This window comes from Polaribacter sp., assembly GCF_965656025.1.
GTDB lineage: Bacteria > Bacteroidota > Bacteroidia > Flavobacteriales > Flavobacteriaceae > Polaribacter.
In genome coordinates this window covers 14,859-31,858 of record NZ_CBFHJT010000031.1, presented here as the reverse complement: position 1 = coordinate 31,858, position 17,000 = coordinate 14,859, and the positions used below count along the sequence as shown (strand labels likewise).

The 17,000-nt window shown below is 29.6% G+C and carries 14 protein-coding genes; 6 read left to right on the top strand and 8 right to left on the bottom strand.

Features of this window, described 5'->3' with window-relative positions:
* Together ACTG3S_RS07770 and ACTG3S_RS07765 are read left to right on the top strand one after the other, a co-directional pair.
* Positions 1–619, top strand: a 619-nt coding sequence (locus tag ACTG3S_RS07770) for a HEAT repeat domain-containing protein (RefSeq protein WP_439128785.1), incomplete at its 5' end; no start/stop codon positions are given.
* Between the two features lie 5 nt (positions 620–624).
* Complete coding sequence (locus ACTG3S_RS07765; protein ID WP_439128784.1) at positions 625–1,629, top strand: hypothetical protein; 1,005 nt, start codon at positions 625–627, stop codon at positions 1,627–1,629.
* Between the two features lie 85 nt (positions 1,630–1,714).
* Here ACTG3S_RS07765 and secA read toward each other — a convergent pair whose 3' ends face one another.
* The 4 genes from secA to ACTG3S_RS07745 all read right to left on the bottom strand — a co-directional run bounded on the left by secA (position 1,715) and on the right by ACTG3S_RS07745 (position 7,011).
* A complete protein-coding gene (gene secA / locus ACTG3S_RS07760; protein ID WP_439128783.1) occupies positions 1,715–5,056 on the bottom strand; it encodes a preprotein translocase subunit SecA in 3,342 nt (1,113 codons plus the stop codon).
* 149 nt (positions 5,057–5,205) lie between these two features.
* Positions 5,206–5,427 carry a DUF2795 domain-containing protein gene (locus ACTG3S_RS07755; RefSeq protein ID WP_015479930.1) on the bottom strand — a complete coding sequence of 74 codons (222 nt, stop codon included), beginning with the start codon at positions 5,425–5,427 and terminating at the stop codon, positions 5,206–5,208.
* A 170-nt stretch (positions 5,428–5,597) separates the two neighbouring features.
* Complete coding sequence (locus ACTG3S_RS07750; RefSeq protein WP_439128782.1) at positions 5,598–6,170, bottom strand: cob(I)yrinic acid a,c-diamide adenosyltransferase; 573 nt, start codon at positions 6,168–6,170, stop codon at positions 5,598–5,600.
* 64 nt (positions 6,171–6,234) lie between these two features.
* Positions 6,235–7,011: an O-methyltransferase gene (locus tag ACTG3S_RS07745; protein WP_439128781.1), complete on the bottom strand. Its 777-nt coding sequence runs from the start codon at positions 7,009–7,011 to the stop codon at positions 6,235–6,237.
* Between the two features lie 88 nt (positions 7,012–7,099).
* Here ACTG3S_RS07745 and ACTG3S_RS07740 point away from each other — a divergent pair, with 88 nt between their 5' ends.
* From ACTG3S_RS07740 to ACTG3S_RS07730, 3 genes are read left to right on the top strand one after another with little or no spacing between them, the layout of a single operon-like run.
* Entirely contained in the window at positions 7,100–7,888 is a 789-nt protein-coding gene (locus tag ACTG3S_RS07740; protein WP_439128780.1) for a polysaccharide biosynthesis/export family protein, read from the top strand.
* A gap of 6 nt (positions 7,889–7,894) precedes the next feature.
* Positions 7,895–10,357, top strand: coding sequence for a polysaccharide biosynthesis tyrosine autokinase (locus ACTG3S_RS07735; protein ID WP_439128779.1), 2,463 nt, complete (start codon positions 7,895–7,897; stop codon positions 10,355–10,357).
* A gap of 16 nt (positions 10,358–10,373) precedes the next feature.
* Positions 10,374–10,883, top strand: coding sequence for a DinB family protein (locus ACTG3S_RS07730; RefSeq protein WP_439128778.1), 510 nt, complete (start codon positions 10,374–10,376; stop codon positions 10,881–10,883).
* Between the two features lie 44 nt (positions 10,884–10,927).
* On the opposite strand, the gene fumC is transcribed toward ACTG3S_RS07730, so the two are convergent.
* Entirely contained in the window at positions 10,928–12,325 is a 1,398-nt protein-coding gene (gene fumC, locus ACTG3S_RS07725; RefSeq protein WP_439128777.1) for a class II fumarate hydratase, read from the bottom strand.
* A gap of 158 nt (positions 12,326–12,483) precedes the next feature.
* Between fumC and ACTG3S_RS07720 the strand changes: the two genes are divergently transcribed.
* The gene (locus ACTG3S_RS07720; RefSeq protein WP_299053278.1) at positions 12,484–12,657 is read left to right on the top strand and encodes a hypothetical protein; all 174 of its coding nucleotides are present in this window, start codon (positions 12,484–12,486) and stop codon (positions 12,655–12,657) included.
* 154 nt (positions 12,658–12,811) lie between these two features.
* On the opposite strand, the gene ACTG3S_RS07715 is transcribed toward ACTG3S_RS07720, so the two are convergent.
* From ACTG3S_RS07715 to prfB, 3 genes are all read right to left on the bottom strand, one after another.
* Positions 12,812–15,277: an outer membrane beta-barrel protein gene (locus tag ACTG3S_RS07715; protein ID WP_439128776.1), complete on the bottom strand. Its 2,466-nt coding sequence runs from the start codon at positions 15,275–15,277 to the stop codon at positions 12,812–12,814.
* Positions 15,278–15,370: 93 nt separating this feature from the next.
* A complete protein-coding gene (gene arsC / locus ACTG3S_RS07710; protein ID WP_439128775.1) occupies positions 15,371–15,712 on the bottom strand; it encodes an arsenate reductase (glutaredoxin) in 342 nt (113 codons plus the stop codon).
* Positions 15,713–15,843: 131 nt separating this feature from the next.
* A complete protein-coding gene (gene prfB, locus ACTG3S_RS07705; protein ID WP_439128774.1) occupies positions 15,844–16,938 on the bottom strand; it encodes a peptide chain release factor 2 in 1,095 nt (364 codons plus the stop codon).
* Positions 16,939–17,000 lie beyond the last annotated feature (62 nt).

Here is a 17,000-nt window from a genome sequence, read left to right as displayed (position 1 = left end):
AAAAGACATGCAATTAAAAGAGTTTATACAAGCCAATAAAAGTTCTTTTGAAGAAGAAAAAATGTCAGCAAATGCTGATGCTAATTTTGAACAATTATTAAAATCAAAATTGTATTCACCTAAAAAAGCAAAATTGAAATATTTAAAATACGTTTCTATAGCAGCTTGTTTAGCAATGCTTATTGCTACGTTGTTTTGGTATCAAGGTTATGCTGAAAATATAGAAGATAAAAGAGAGTTGCTAGCAAATTTACAAGATGATTCTGCAGGAAAACGTTTAGAAGGTATTTATAAATTTAATGACGAATACAAAAAAGAAGACACAAAAATTATAAATACTTTGGTAAAAGTATTACATAAAGATACCAACGCCAATGTAAAAATTGCCACCATTGATGCATTGCTAAAATTTCCAAAAAATGAAAAAATTAGAATTAATTTAATAAAAGCTTTAGAAAAAGAAGAAACGCCTTTGGTACAAATAAAATTAATAAAAGCCGTAAGTTTTTTAAGAGAAAATCGTGCACAAAAACCTCTTGAGAAAATTATAAATAGTAAACAAACCTTTCCTATAGTTAAGAGTAATGCAACGTTAGCTATGGTAGAAATTAAACAATAATAAAAATGAAAAAAACAAAAATAGTATTAGTTATTGCGCTTTCAATCAGTTTTTTAACGGTAAGTGCACAAGAAAAAAAAATTAAATTTAATAAAGGAACTTTAAAAATATGTTCTTCTAGAAGTTTTGTAATAGAAGGTTATGATGGAGATGAGGTAATTGTAGAAAGTTTACATTCAAATGGCAAAAATTATTTTAGTTCAACCCTTAGAACGAACGGAAAAAAAGGTACTGTAACTTCATTTAGTAGATCAGGAAGTGGCTTTAAAAATATGAAAGATAAAAAAGGAGATTTTAAAGTTACTGTAGGTGCTGTAAGTGCCGTTTATTCAGAAAATGAGAATGATACATTAATACGACCAAAACCTGTTTTTTTTAAATCATTTGATAATACTCGTAAGGAAGGGTTAAAAAAGTTAGGAAAAAAAAACACGAATAAAGAACTTGGTATTTATTTTATAATAGAACAAAACAAAGATGAACTTATTTTTAAAGATAATTTAGAAAGTGATTTTATAATGTCTGCACATAGAGAACAATATAAAATTAAAATACCAAACTCTTTAAAATTAAATTGGACAACAAATTGTACTACAAAAACAAAAGAAAGAAAATACTTTTTCTTTAATTTAGAAAAATCTAGTTTATCTAATTTTGATGGTGAAGTTGCTATTTCTTCATCGGTACAAGATGTTAAATTAAGTGATGTTACAGGACCCGTAATTATAAATACAATTGGTGGCAATGTAACTGTTGTTTTTGATAAAAAAACACCAAAAAAACTCTATTCTATTTACTCAAATAATGGTTTTATAGATATTAGTTTACCAACAAATTCTAGTTTAAAACTAGATGCTACAGCTAGCGATATTTTTAGTGATATCGATTTTAAATTAGAAGAAGAAAAAACAGAAGATAATCTTCAAAAAATGAAATTAAAACTAAATTCTGGCAGAGTGACTATGAAGTTAAATGCAGGACTTGGCAATATCTATTTGCGAAAAAAGTAAATTTTAATTAAATAAGAATCATAAAAAAATCCCGATTTGAAAATTCAAATCGGGATTTTTTATTTTCAAGAATGATAAATTGGTTTTAATTATTCACCAAAACCCATTCTCCTTTTTCTATTAAAGGAATTGCTTGTTTAAATTTTACCACTTTTTCTTCGCCACTCATTACATTTTTGATAGTAACACGTTCGTTTCTACCAATTTTTGGTTGTTCTCTTACAATCGTTTCTACAGGTTCTGCAGATTGTTGTCTAGAGTTTTGTATGGCTTGCTCTGTAGTGTTTTGTACATCTGCTTTACTTGTGTTTAAACGTTCTCTTTTTTGCTGACGAGCTTCAGAAATTTGATTGCTATCTTGTGCAGGTAACTCACCTTTAAATAAGAAAGACAATACTTCTTTATTAATATCATCAACAGTTATTTTAAACAATTCAAAAGCTTCGAATTTATAAATTAAAAGCGGATCTTTTTGTTCGTAAGAAGCATTTTGTACAGACTGTTTTAACTCATCCATTTTACGCAAATGCTCTTTCCAGTTTTCATCTATAATAGCAAGTGTAATATTTTTTTCGAAATCTGTAATTAAGCTTTTACCTTCACTTTCGTAAGCCTCTTTTAAGTTGGTAACTACTTGTAAAGATTTAATTCCGTCTGTAAAAGGAACCACAATACGTTCATATCTATCACCCTCATTTTCGTAAACATTTTTAATTACAGGGTAGGCAAGTACTGCGTTTTTTTCAATTTTATTTTTATAATGTTCTGTAACTATATCATATAATTGGTCTGTAATTTCTTTTTCTGATAGTCTTTCGAAATCTTCTTCAGAAAAAGGAGAAGTCATCGAAGAGAATTTAATCAATTCGAACTCAAAATTTTGAAAATCTTTTACAGCTTTATTGCTGTTTACAATAGATTCGCAAGTATCGTAAATCATGTTTGCAATGTCTAACTGTAATCTTTTACCATCTAAAGCATTACGTCTTCTTTTGTACACAAACTCACGTTGTGCATTCATAATATCATCATACTCTAACAAACGTTTTCTGATACCAAAGTTGTTTTCTTCTACTTTTTTCTGAGCTCTTTCTATAGATTTGGTAATCATAGAGTGCTGAATTACTTCCCCTTCTTTTAGACCCATTCTGTCCATCATTTTTGCAATTCTATCAGAACCAAATAAACGCATTAAGTTATCGTCTAAAGCAACGTAAAATTGAGAAGAACCAACATCTCCTTGTCTTCCTGCACGACCTCTTAACTGTCTATCTACTCGTCTAGAATCATGACGTTCTGTACCAATAATAGCCAAACCACCAGCTTGTTTTACTTCTTCTGAAAGTTTAATATCTGTACCACGACCTGCCATGTTTGTTGCAATTGTAACCACACCAGGTTTACCTGCTTCTGCAACTACATCTGCCTCTCTTTTGTGTAATTTTGCATTTAAAATATTATGTGGAATTTTACGCATTTGTAACATTCTACCTAACAATTCTGAAATTTCTACGGAAGTTGTACCTACTAAAACAGGTCTTTTTTGTTCTACTAATTTTACAATATCATCAATAACAGCGTTATATTTCTCACGAGCAGTTTTGTAAACTAAATCTTGTTTGTCATCTCTTTGGATGGGCTTATTTGTTGGGATTTCTACCACATCTAACTTGTAGATTTCCCATAATTCTCCAGCTTCTGTTATCGCAGTTCCTGTCATACCAGATAACTTGCGATACATTCTAAAGTAATTCTGTAAAGTTACAGTTGCAAAAGTTTGTGTTGCATCTTCAATTTTTACATTTTCTTTAGCTTCTATGGCTTGGTGCAACCCGTCAGAATAACGACGACCATCCATAATACGACCTGTTTGTTCATCAACAATCATTACTTTATTTTCCATTACTACATACTCTACGTCTTTTTCAAAAACAGTGTATGCTTTTAGTAATTGATTCATGGTATGAATGCGCTCACTTTTGATGCTAAAATCTTTATATAACTCTTCTTTTTGCGATGCTTTTTCTTCTGCAGATTTTTCTGAAGCATCAATTTCACCAATTTTCACTCCAATATCTGGCAATACAAAAAAGGTGTCGTTTTTTGTTTTTTCTGATAAATGAGCAATTCCTTTATCTGTTAAATCTATTTGATTGTTTTTCTCTTCTACAACAAACCACAAATCTTCATCTACCTCTGGCATTAGTTTGTTATTATCTTGCATGTAGTAATTTTCTGTTTTTTGCAAGATTTGTTTGATACCTTCTTGAGATAAATACTTAATTAGGGCTTTATTTTTTGGCAAACCTCTATAAACTCTTAACAATAAAAAACCACCTTCTTTATCATTACCCTCTGAAATTAATTTTTTTGCCTCTGCAAGTACACTAACCAAATGTTGTTTTTGTAGGCTAACAATGTCTGCTACTAAAGGTTTTAGTTCTGTAAATTCGTGTCTATCTCCTTGTGGAATTGGTCCAGAAATAATTAAAGGTGTTCTAGCATCATCAATTAAAACAGAATCTACCTCATCTATAATGGCATAATTTGGAGCTCTTTGTACCAAATCGTCTTTAGAACTAGCCATATTATCACGTAAATAATCGAAACCAAACTCGTTATTTGTTCCGTAAGTAATATCTGCATTGTAGGCTTTTCTACGTGCATCAGAATTTGGTTGATGGTAATCGATACAATCTGTAGTTAATCCATGAAACTCAAAAATTGGTCCCATCCAAGCTTTATCACGTTTTGCCAAATAGTCGTTTACAGTTACTAAATGCACACCATTTCCTGTTAAGGCATTTAAATATACTGGTAGTGTAGATACTAATGTTTTACCTTCACCAGTCATCATTTCTGCAATTTTACCTTGATGTAAAACAGAGCCTCCAATTAACTGTACATCATAATGTATCATATCCCAAGTAACTGGTTTCCCTGCAGCATCCCAAGAGTTTGCCCAAAAAGCTTTATCGTCTTCTAAAGTTACGTTGTCTCTTTCTGCAGACAATTCTCTATCAAAAGGTGTTGCAGTAACTTCTATTTCTTCGTTTTCTACAAAACGTTTTGCAGTTTCTTTAACTACTGCAAATGCTTCTGGCATGATTTCTAACAAAGTATCTTCAGAGGCTTTGTAAGCTTCGTCTTTTAAAGCGTCTATTTCTGCATAAATACCTTCTTGTTTATCTATATCAGCTGTTTTTGCCTCTATTTCTAAAGTTTCTATTTTGTCGGTAAACTGTTTTGTAGCTGCTTTAATCTTGTCTTTAAATTCTAAAGTTTTTGCCCTTAATTCATCATGAGAAATTTTAGAAAGTGCTGCTTCAAACTTTTTTACATCAGCTACAATAGGTTGTAAATTTTTTAAATCTTTCTGTTGCTTATCGCCCACAAAAAGTTTTATTACAGAATTTAATATGCTCATTATTATGTATTTTTTTAATTACAAAGTGTAATTGTATTTATATGTTTGTGTATCAATTTATTAAAAATCTATAAAAAGATTTAAATTTGATGAACTTAAAAACAAAAAAAAAGCCTCTTTAGAGACTTTTTAATATAATTTTTTGGTTTTTAATATTCATCTTCATTCCAAAGATAATCATCTTCAGTTGGATAATCTGGCCAAATTTCTATAATAGAATCATAAGCATCACCTTCATCTTCTATGTCTTGTAGGTTTTCTACAACTTCTAGAGGCGCTCCAGTTCTAATTGCATAATCTATTAATTCGTCTTTGGTTGCTGGCCAAGGTGCATCTGCTAAATAAGATGCTAATTCTAATGTCCAATACATTTCTTAATATTTAATTTTGTGCAAAAATAATTTTTTTACTCAATTATGCAAGTCTTTTTTAAGAAATATAATAAAAAGTTATTTTTAAGTCATGTTATTGTTTGTTAATCAGTGTTTTAAATGATATTAAAACTTAAAAATAATTTTTAATTCGATAAAAAAAGAACGTTTTAATTTTTAGTAGGTATCCATTTAATTTCTTCTACCTGTAAATCTTTAGTCAACTTTCGTGCCAGCACAAAAAGAAAGTCAGAAAGTCTGTTTAGGTATTTTAAAATGTCATTATTTATATTTTCTTGATCGTTTAACTCTACAGAAAGCCTTTCTGCTCTTCTACAAACACACCTTGCAATGTGACAGAATGACACTGCTTGATGTCCTCCAGGTAAAATAAAATGTGTCATTTGAGGTAATTCAGCATCCATTTTATCGATTTCATTTTCTAAAAATAATATTGATTTCTCATCAATTTTAGGAATGTTTAAACGCTCTTTACCACTTTTTAAAGTTTCTTTTTCTGGTGGAGTAGCTAACATTGCACCTAATGTAAATAATTCATTTTGAATATTTAAAAGTATTTTTTTTACATTATCAGCTATTTTTTGGTCTTTTATTAAACCAATGTAAGAGTTTAACTCGTCTACTGTGCCATAGCTATCTATGCGTAAATTGTATTTTTTTACTCTTTTACCTCCAAAAAGAGCTGTCGTACCAGAATCTCCTGTTTTTGTATATATTTTCATTCTTATGAGTTCAAGATTTTGAGTTTAAAATTCAAAGTTACAAAGTTTGCTTTCTAAGAAAATGTTAAACTCTAATTTTAAAATGTTCTTTTGCTTGTTCTTTTCTAAAAAACACAATTCCGTAATAAAAAAGGTCTACTGTAACTGTAACTTTTGGGTTGTTTTTTATTTCGTTCCATGCACTTTCCATTTCTGCATTCCAATAAATGTCATCAAAAATAAAAAAAGAGTTATTATGTATGGTTGATAAACAACTATGAAAGTAGTCTAAAGTTGCTTTCTTTGTATGATTTCCATCAAAAATAATACAGTCGTAAGTCTTTTTTTTAATAGTCTCAATAAATGTCTCAGAAAAATTTCCTTTTATTAATTCTATTTGCTTAAAATTATTGTCATTAAAAAGCTTTTCAGCAACATTGGCTGTTTCTTTGCAACCTTCTAAAGTAGTTATATTTGATTTACTATAACCTAATTTTAAAACACTTGTACCCAAACCTAAAGAGGTACCAATTTCTAAAATATTTAGAGGTTTGAAATAATCTATAATTTTAATTAAAATACGTGCTTTTTTATTAGAAACACCTGCTATTTTTGAAATTTTTGAAATTTGACGGGTGTTACTTTTAAAAATCTTAGAACCTGCACCAAAATCGGTGACTTTTATAAAACTTTTGTTGTCTAATAACTGACGTTTTATTTTTTTAAAAGATTTCCATTTTTTGGAATTTGTTTTTCTATACAATCCTTTGGTTACCAAATTAAAAACAAAAGGTGAATGCACACCATGTTGATTGGCCGATTTAGATAAAAAACTAAGAAATTTTCTTTGTTGATAAAACATTCTTTCAAAATGAAAAACGAAAATAAAATAAAATTATAGCTTTACACTTATAAAAAGTATATTTGTGTTTTAGACACTAAAAGAAACGATGAAAAAACATATTTTACTATTACTATTTATAGCTTCATTAACTTCTTGTATTTCGAATAAAGAAATTACCTATCTACAAGGAAAACCTATAACAAATTCTGAAATTAAAAGAATTAATAATAAACCTTACAAATTGCAAATAGATGATATTTTGAATATTACAATATCCTCTAAAAACCAAGAAATTGTTGCTGTATTTCAAAAAAATACTACAAATAACAATACTGCAACAGTTGGTAATAATGGTCTTGGTTATTTTTCTGATTACAGTGTAGATAATAATGGTAATATTAGAATTCCAACTTTAGGAGACATAAACGTTTTGGGTTATACTGAGAAAGAGGTAAGAAATAAAATAGAAAGGAAATTGAAAGAAGAATATATAAATAACGATGAAAGTTTATTTGTTACAGTAAAACTTTCTGGTATAAGATATACTGTTATTGGAGAAATAAATAGCCCAGGAACTAATGTGCTTTTTCAAAATAGGGTTTCTATAATTGAAGCCATTGCAAACTCCGGTGATATTTCTGAATTAGGAAATAGAAAAGAAGTAGAAATTATAAGACAAACTTTAAACGGTTCAGAAAAGTATACCATAGACTTAACAAAAATAGATGCTTTAACCTCAAACGTTTTTTATATACAACCTAACGATTTAATAAATATTAAACCATTAAAACAAAAGTCTTGGGGTACGGGTACAACAGCATTACAAAGTTTAAGTACTATTATTTCTGTGTTTACGCTAATTACATCAACCATAATATTGGCTAGAAATTTATAATGAATTATGAATACTAAAACAAACTTAAATTCTGGAGCTAATATAGATGTTAAAGATTACATTTATAAAGTTTTAGCCTATTGGAAACTATTTTTAGTAACCATTATAATAGCGCTTATTGCAGCAAAGTTCATTAACGGATATTTACCTAAAAAATATAGTTTAAATACCATAATTTCAGTAAAAGAAGAAAATAACCCATTATTCTCTACAGGTACAAATATTGCTTTTAATTGGGGAGGTGCTAGTGATGAAGTTGAAACCGTAAAAGTAATTTTAAGATCAAGATCTCACAATGAAATTGTAGTAAAAAGATTAAATTTCTTCATAGAATATCTGCAAGAGGGGAAGTTTAGATTAGAAGATAAATATGGTTACACGCCTTTTGTTGTAAATTTAGACAATAGTAAATACCAAATGTATGGTAAACTAATCGAAATAGAATTAACTGGTGAGGAAACTTATAAGGTGTCTTTTAATTTTAACGAATCTGGTAACAATAGACTTATAAATTACCAAAATAACTCTTTTTTAAATGTACCTTCTAAAGAATTAAAATTCACTAAAGAATATCATATTAAAGATACCATAAACACTGCGTTTTTAAATTTTTCATTAAAACAAGTACTCCCATTTAATGTTGGAGAAAAGTATTTTATACGATTTGGAAGTTTTGATGGAACTGTTGCTGCAAATAGTGGAGTTAGTGTTTCTACGATTACCAATGCAGCCTCTATGCTAAACCTTACCAAACAAGGTGCTAATAAAAATAGAATTGTAGATTATTTAAATGCTACTGTAAAGGTTTTAGATTCTGTAAAAAAAATACAAAAAATAGAATATGCTGTAAACACTAGAGCTTACATAGACACTTTATTTATAGCAGAAGAAAAGCGCTTAAGACAATTAGAAATAGATTTAGGTAATTACAGAAAAAATAATAATATATATGATTTGTCTAGCCAAGGCACTGAGATTTTTGGAGAGTCAGTTATTTTAGAAAAAGAAAAACAAACGCTTTTAAGCTACAACGAATATTTAAATAATCTAAAAAGATATTTAAAATCTAATGATAAAATAGAAAGGTCAGTTTTAGTTCCAGCATCTTTACAAGTGGAAGATCAAAAAATTACGAGTTTAATTAGTGAACTTGTTGTAAAATCTAGTGCAAGAGAGAGTTTAAGAGGAGTCGTAAAAGACAATCATCCCGATATTATACAGATAGACAGAGAAATACAAATTATAAAAAATAACTTACAAGAAAATATAGCATCGTTACAAACAATAAATAGAAGTAGGTTAAAACAACTAAATAACAAATTAATTGCTTACAATTCTAAGAAGAAAAAACTTCCACAAAAAGAGCAGGGGCTAATTTCATTTCAAAGAGATTATGAGCTATCGGAGGCTAACTACAGTTATTTAAAACAAAAGAGATACGAGGCTGGTACAGCAATTGCAGCAAATGTGTCTGATGTTAAAATTATAGATACAGCAAAAGACTTAGGAAACGGGCCAACTTACCCTGTGCCAAATTTTAATTATTTGGTAGCCATTATGTTAGGAGTTGTTTTACCACTGTTTTACATTATTATAAGAGAGTTGTTAGACAATAAAATACATACTGCAGAAGAAATACAAAACAATTATGCAATACCTGTTTTAGGAGTTGTAGGCAAAAATACAAGTAAAAATAATTTAGCCGTTTTTGAACGACCAAAATCTTCTGTAGCAGAATCTTTTAGAGCATTACGTTCTAACATTCAGTTTTTATTTAAAAATGCTAGTGATAAAGGTTCTAAAACGTTGATATTAACATCATCTGTTAGTGGAGAGGGTAAAACCATGATTTCTATAAATATGGCAACCGTTTTTGCTTTAAGTGGTAAAAAAACAATATTAGTAGGTTTAGATTTAAGAAAACCAAAAATATTTGATGATTTTGGTTTACCTAACGATATTGGTGTTGTTAATTATTTAATTAATCAAAAAACGTTACCTGAAGTAATTACAAAAACAAAAATACCGAACTTAGATTTGGTTTTATCTGGGCCAATACCACCAAATCCATCTGAACTTATGTTAAATGAAGCTGCAGATAAAATGTTTCATCAGTTAAAAGAAGATTATGATTATATTATAATTGATACGCCACCAGTTGGTTTGGTTTCAGATGCCTTAGAATTATTTAAATACTCAGATGCTGTTATTTATGTAATTAGACAAAATTATACAGAAAAAGGGATGATGAGAATGATTGATGATAAGTATAAAAATAAAGAAGTAACTAATATTAGCTATGTACTAAACGACTTTTCTATTAAAAGTAAATACGGTTATGGATATGGTTACGGTTATGGTTATGGCTATGGTTATGGTTATGGAAAATATGGTTATGGTTATCATGAGAATGATGCACCAAAAACATTTTTACAAAAAATACTAGGATTTTTTAGACCCAAAAAATAGTTTGTAAATTTTTAATATGATTTCTAAAGAAGAATACGCACCTTACTTTGAGCAATATATGCAACTTGTTTGTAACAATAATTTATCAATTGTTGAAAATTTAATTGCATCTCAAAAAGAATTTGATGGTGTTTTAAGAAATAAAAATAAAGACTTTGGAGATTACACATATAAAGCTGGTAAATGGACTATCAAAGAATTGATACAACACATCATAGATACAGAACGTATTTTTTGTTATAGAGCTTTGTGTTTTGCTAGAAATGATAAAACAGTATTACCAGGTTTTGACCAAGATCTTTTTGTAGCAAATGACAATGCCAATAAAAGAGATTACTTAGTTTTATTAGATGAAATGGCAACGTTAAGACAATCTTCCATTCAACTTTTTAAAAGTTTTTCTGATGACGTTTTTTTAAGAGTAGGGGTAGCTTCTAATAATAAAATATCTGTAAGAGCTTTGGGATACTTATTTTCTGGTCATCAAAAACACCATTTAAATATTATAAAAGAAAGATATCTATAAAAAAAACCGAAGTCTAAACTTCGGTTTTTTTGAATATCTTGTGTTTATTTTAAACTTCCTGTCATTTCTTCTGGTTTTACCCAAGCATCATATTCTTCTGGTGTTACATAACCTAGATTAACAGCTTCTTCTTTTAATGTTGTACCATTTTTGTGAGCGGTATTTGCAATTTCTGCTGCTTTGTAATAGCCAATTTTGGTATTTAATGCAGTAACTAACATTAAAGAATTATTGACCAACTCATTAATTCTTGAGTGATTTGGTTCTATACCAGCCACACAATTTTCTTCAAAAGAAGTACAAGCATCACCAATTAATTGTGCAGATTGTAAAACGTTTGCAGCCATCATAGGTTTAAATACATTTAATTCATAATGCCCTTGTGTACCACCAACAGTAACAGCAATATCATTACCCATAACTTGTGCACAAACCATGGTTATAGCTTCTGCTTGTGTTGGGTTTACTTTACCAGGCATAATAGAGGAACCTGGTTCGTTGGCAGGAATTATAATTTCCCCAATTCCAGATCTTGGGCCAGATGCCATTAAACGAATATCATTCGCAATTTTATTTAAAGAAACAGCTACTTGTTTTAAAGCCCCATGTGTTTCAACTAAAGCATCATGTGCTGCTAAGGCCTCAAATTTATTTTCTGCAGTAATAAAAGGTAAGTCTGTAAACTCTGCAATATATTTTGCTACTAAAACATCATATCCTTTAGGAGTATTTAATCCTGTACCTACAGCAGTGCCACCCAAAGCTAACTGACTTAGATGTGCTAAGGTATTTTCTAGAGCTTTTAAACCAAAATCTAATTGAGCAACGTAACCAGAAAACTCTTGTCCTAAAGTAAGTGGGGTAGCATCCATTAAATGTGTTCTACCAATTTTAACTACATCTTTAAAAGCTACTGCTTTTTCGTTTAAAGTATTTCTTAGTTTTATAATACCTGGTATGGTGGTTTCTACCACTTTTTTATAAATGGCGATGTGCATACCTGTTGGAAAAGTATCATTAGATGATTGTGATTTGTTTACATCATCATTTGGTTGAATGGTTTTTTCGCCTTCACCAATAACTTTACCAGCTATTTCATGAGCTCTGTTGGCAATAACTTCGTTCACATTCATATTAGATTGTGTACCAGAACCTGTTTGCCAAATTACTAATGGAAATTGGTCATTATGTTTACCTTCTAAAATTTCATCACAAACTTGTGCAATTAAGTCTCTTTTCTCTGCTGCTAATACACCTAATTCTGTATTTGTAAATGCAGCTGCTTTTTTTAAATAAGCAAAACCATATACAATTTCTAAAGGCATAGATGCTGGAGCACCAATTTTAAAGTTATTTCTAGAGCGTTCTGTTTGAGCACCCCAATACTTATCTGCAGGTACATTTACTTGCCCCATTGTATCTTTTTCTATTCTGTATTTCATTTTAGATAATTGTTTGTGTAGACCACAAATTTACAAAAAAGTAGGCATATTTTTTATGAACATTTTGATTGTTTTTATGTTGAAAATTTTTAGTTTTTGATAGTGAAATTTGAAAATATGTGTTATTTTTGCAGTATTAATTATTTAAAAAACGTAAAATGTTAGATTTTTCTCAATTTTCTGGATTAGTTTTATTCATGTTTATTTTTACAGCTGGGTTTTGGTTGTTAATTTTTCTACTAACATTTGTTGTACCTTATTGGATTGGTGGTACTATTTGGGAAAATTTAAAATTGAAAAAAGAAGCGAGGCAAGCTGCCGAAGGTAAATAGCTTTTAAATATATATTTATAAAAAAACTCGTCACGCTAATGTGTGACGAGTTTTTTTATAGGTTTGAGTGAGTGCGTTAGTGATTGCAGTGGAAATCCTTTTGTGAAGAATGAACAAAAGATTGCAACGTAAAGCCCATCAAACGCCCAAAATATTATCCTTCAAAATCATCGCCACCATTATCTTGTCTTTCTGGCGTAAATTTCTTTTTCTTTTGATTAAATCTGTAAACCAAACTTACTCTAAATTGTGGTTCTCTCCACTGAAACTCTGAATATTGATTTAAAAAACCTGGAATATTAGTGGTTCTTTGACTAATTCTGCTATTAAATACATCACTGAAATTAACACTTAAAGATGCTCTTTCGTTAAATAAATCTTTACTAGCAGCTAAATTCATGCTAAAAACACCTTGGCTTTCTGTTTGTGCGTTTTGTGAAGGTCCTCTATAGTTTGTGTTAATTTGTAAATCGGTTTTACCAGGTAAAGTTATTTTTTGGTTTAATCTTATAAAGTAAGAAGTGTTTTCAAAATCGAAACTTTGGGTTACGTTTGTGTTTGGATATGTGTAATCTCCATCACTAGTTACTCTAAATAAGTTAAAATCACTATTGATATTCCACACCTTAAATGGTCTATAATTTAAGGTAAATTCAAATCCTAATCTTTCTTCTGTTGATAAGTTAATTGGAAATCTTCTTGTAATGGGGTCTCCATTATCAGTAATTTCTCCTGTTGCTTCTTGGATTCTTTCCCAATTATCGTTACTAATATTATAGTATAGAGACGTGCTTAATGTAAATTTATCCCATCGTTTTAAATAACCAACATCTACAGCATCTGTAATTACTGGGTTTAAATCTACATTACCTGTATAAATATTTGCTTCACTAGACCTACTTGGAAAAGGGTTTAAGCTTCTACCTCTTGGTCTTCTAATTCTTCTGTTATATCCTAATGTTATATTTTCACCATCTTTAAATTCGTATCCTAAATTTATAGTAGGAAATATATTTCCGTAACTTCTTTCATTATTGGTAGTGCTTGTCTGTTGTACAATTTCAATGGCTGTATGCTCGTATCTTAAACCAGCTAATAACGAAATTTTGTTAAATTTTTGACCATACTGAAAGTAAGCTGCATTTACAAATTCTTCGTAATTAAATGAGTTATTTAAACCAGCATCTGGAACTAGAGGACCATTTGGGAAAACTAATCTTTCTGCTAGATAAAAACTATTGAAAATATCTCTGTAGTTTCCTCTATAACCTGCTTCATATTGAATATCTTCTCCGACAGGATGTACATAGTCAATTTGCAGTAAAGCTCTATTTTCATCTTGATCTTCTATAACTTGTTCTAAATCGTTTAAAAGATTTGCTTGCGTATCTATTTCTGTAATATTATTCAATTTATCTTCTACCTCAGTAGAGTATTGTAAGTTTACAGATAATTTTTTTCCATTACCGTCAAAATTATTCACGTAATCTAACGTATACTGTATTCTTTCTTCGTCTTCAGCTTCATTTTCGGTTCTAAATGTTGCTTCTTTAATATTTCCGTTGTTAAAGTATCTTTGGATATCATTTGAATTTACATCATCATCATTACCTCCATTAAAAACGATATTTCCTATAATACTTGAGTTTTCTGAGATATAATACTCTGCACCAAAACTTGTAAATAAAGATCTACCTAATCTACCAAAATTTCTGCTTTCTACTGTTCTAGCTACTTCCGTATCAGCTCTGTTGAAATAATTTGCATCACTAAAAGCATTACCTGGTGTTTCATTATAACGAAACCCTGTGTTTGTAAAAAGGTTCCACTTATCTGTTCGCCAGTTTGCATTGAATGCAGCACCAACTCTTGCAGGATAACCTAAATCTAACTGTAACGAACCATTAAAACCAGTTAATTTATTTTTTCTTAAAATAATATTTAAAATACCAGCTGTTCCTTCTGCATCGTATCTAGATGATGGCGAGGTAATAACTTCTACTTTTTCTATGGCTTCTGCGGGAATTTGCCTTAATGCTTCAGCACCATTTAGACCTACCAGAGCACTTGGTCTACCATCTATTAAAATAGTAACATTCTCATTTCCACGTAAACTTATATTTCCTTCAACATCTACTTGTACAGAAGGCACGTTACCTAGAACATCACTTGCATTACCACCTCTAATTGATAAATCTTTACCAATGTTGAATATTTTTTTATCTAAACGAATATCTACAGTCGTTTTTTCTGCAACTACCACAATTTCATCTAAAGAGTTGGTGTCTTCAGATAATTTAATAGTTCCTAAATTTAAATCTTTAGTAATGGTTTGTTTTGGAAAATTCTTAGATTCAAACGAAATAAACTTTATACTTATTTCGTAGGTCCCTTTTGGAGTATCAATATTAAAGTTACCTTTTATATCAGTTATACCACCAGATAATTTATTCGTAGTAGAATTTTTTAAAACAATAGTTGCATATTCTAAAGGTTGGTTAGAGGTTGCGTCTACAACCTTACCATAAATTTTTACATTGTTTGAATCGTTTTTTTGTTGAGAAAATAAGTTGTTCGCAATACATGCGAAAAGTAATAGTAGTGTAAATTTTTTTATCAAAACTTTGGTTTTTTGTTTTATGACAACAAATTTCACCTTAAGTTTAATTACTTCTAGTTAAATAAAAGTTAATAAAGATTAAACAAAATAAATCTAAATAATAGTTGTAATATTTTCTGGTGGCCTACCAACAATAGCTTTATTGTTATTTATTACAATTGGGCGTTCTATGAGTTTTGGATTTTTTAACATTGCTATAACAATTTCTTTATCTGAAAGCTCTTTTCCTTTGTAATTTTCTTTCCAAATTTTCTCAGTTTTCCTAACCAAATTAATAGGAGAGATGTTTAACAAATTGATGATTTCAGTTAATTCTGTTTCAGAAAGATTAGCATCTAAATATTTAATAATTTCAAATTCTTTGCCAGAGTTTTCTATAATAGCTAAACCTTCTCTAGATTTTCTACAACGTGGATTGTGGTATATTTTTATCATTTTTTTTAAGTTTCAAAGTTTCAAAGTTTCAAAGTTTCAAAGTTTCAAAGTTTCAAAGTTGAGATTTCTTGACTGCGCCCGAAATGACATTCGTTAGAATTCTTATGTTTGCAGAAAGCCAAAACCAACAACTAATCACTATTCTGCCCATTTAGCATTAAATAAGCTTTTAGAAATGCATTAATATTTCCATCCATTACAGCATCAACATTACCAGTCTCATGAGCGGTTCTTACATCTTTCACTAGTTTGTAAGGGTGCATTACATAATTTCTTATTTGGCTTCCCCATTCATTTTTCATTTTGTTGGCTTCAATATCATCTCTAGCAGCTTGTTGTTTTTGTAACTCAATTTCATACAATTGAGATTTTAACATCTGAAGAGCTGTGGCTCTATTATCATGTTGAGACCTAGAATTTGAGCAAGAAATCTGAATTCCTGTAGGTTTATGTGTTAACTGCACTTTAGTTTCTACTTTATTTACGTTTTGTCCTCCAGCACCACTAGAACGTGCAGTGGTTATTTCTATATCTGCAGGGTTTATATCAATTTCAATAGAATCATCTGCAACAGGATATACATATACAGACGCGAAACTTGTATGACGTTTTGCATTAGAATCAAATGGCGAAATACGTACCAATCTATGTACACCATTTTCGCCTTTTAACCAACCAAATGCATAATCTCCATCAACTTCTACAGTTACTGTTTTAATTCCTGCCGTATCACCCGATTGATAGTTGAGTGTTTTTAATTTAAAACCTTGCTTTTCTGCCCACATAGTGTACATTCTAAACAACATTTCTGCCCAGTCGCAACTTTCTGTACCACCTGCACCTGCTGTAATTTGTACCACTGCAGAAAATGAATCTCCTTCTTCAGAGAGCATGTTTTTAAACTCTATATCTTCTAAAAGTGTACTGAGTTTATCAAACTGTGTTGTTATTTCTGCTTCGTCAACTTCACCTTCTTTATAAAAATCATACAAAACTTGTATGTCTTCATCTAAACCTACTAACATGTTGTAATCTTCTACCCATTTTTTCTTGAAACGCAACTCTTTCATTACAATTTCTGCAGCTTTTGGGTCGTTCCAAAAATCTGGATTTACAGTTTTTTCTTCTTCGTTAGCTATTTCAATTAATTTTTTATCAATCTCTAAATACGATTTTAATTTTTCAATTCTTTCAGAGATATTTTTTAGTTGGTCTTGTGTAATCATAAGCTTTACAAAAATAAATGATTTTTTATGATTTCTTCTTTTAAAACTAAGCCTTATTTTTA

Bases quoted from the DNA above. Each gene is read 5' to 3' on its own strand.
- ACTG3S_RS07750 (WP_439128782.1), bottom strand. From the start codon at position 6,170: ATGAAAATATATACAAAAACAGGAGATTCTGGTACGACAGCTCTTTTT.
- ACTG3S_RS07745 (WP_439128781.1), bottom strand. From the start codon at position 7,011: ATGTTTTATCAACAAAGAAAATTTCTTAGTTTTTTATCTAAATCGGCC.
- ACTG3S_RS07720 (WP_299053278.1), top strand. From the start codon at position 12,484: ATGTTAGATTTTTCTCAATTTTCTGGATTAGTTTTATTCATGTTTATT.
- ACTG3S_RS07740 (WP_439128780.1), top strand. From the start codon at position 7,100: ATGAAAAAACATATTTTACTATTACTATTTATAGCTTCATTAACTTCT.
- prfB (WP_439128774.1), bottom strand. From the start codon at position 16,938: ATGATTACACAAGACCAACTAAAAAATATCTCTGAAAGAATTGAAAAA.
- arsC (WP_439128775.1), bottom strand. From the start codon at position 15,712: ATGATAAAAATATACCACAATCCACGTTGTAGAAAATCTAGAGAAGGT.
- fumC (WP_439128777.1), bottom strand. From the start codon at position 12,325: ATGAAATACAGAATAGAAAAAGATACAATGGGGCAAGTAAATGTACCT.
- ACTG3S_RS07735 (WP_439128779.1), top strand. From the start codon at position 7,895: ATGAATACTAAAACAAACTTAAATTCTGGAGCTAATATAGATGTTAAA.
- ACTG3S_RS07730 (WP_439128778.1), top strand. From the start codon at position 10,374: ATGATTTCTAAAGAAGAATACGCACCTTACTTTGAGCAATATATGCAA.
- secA (WP_439128783.1), bottom strand. From the start codon at position 5,056: ATGAGCATATTAAATTCTGTAATAAAACTTTTTGTGGGCGATAAGCAA.
- ACTG3S_RS07765 (WP_439128784.1), top strand. From the start codon at position 625: ATGAAAAAAACAAAAATAGTATTAGTTATTGCGCTTTCAATCAGTTTT.
- ACTG3S_RS07755 (WP_015479930.1), bottom strand. From the start codon at position 5,427: ATGTATTGGACATTAGAATTAGCATCTTATTTAGCAGATGCACCTTGG.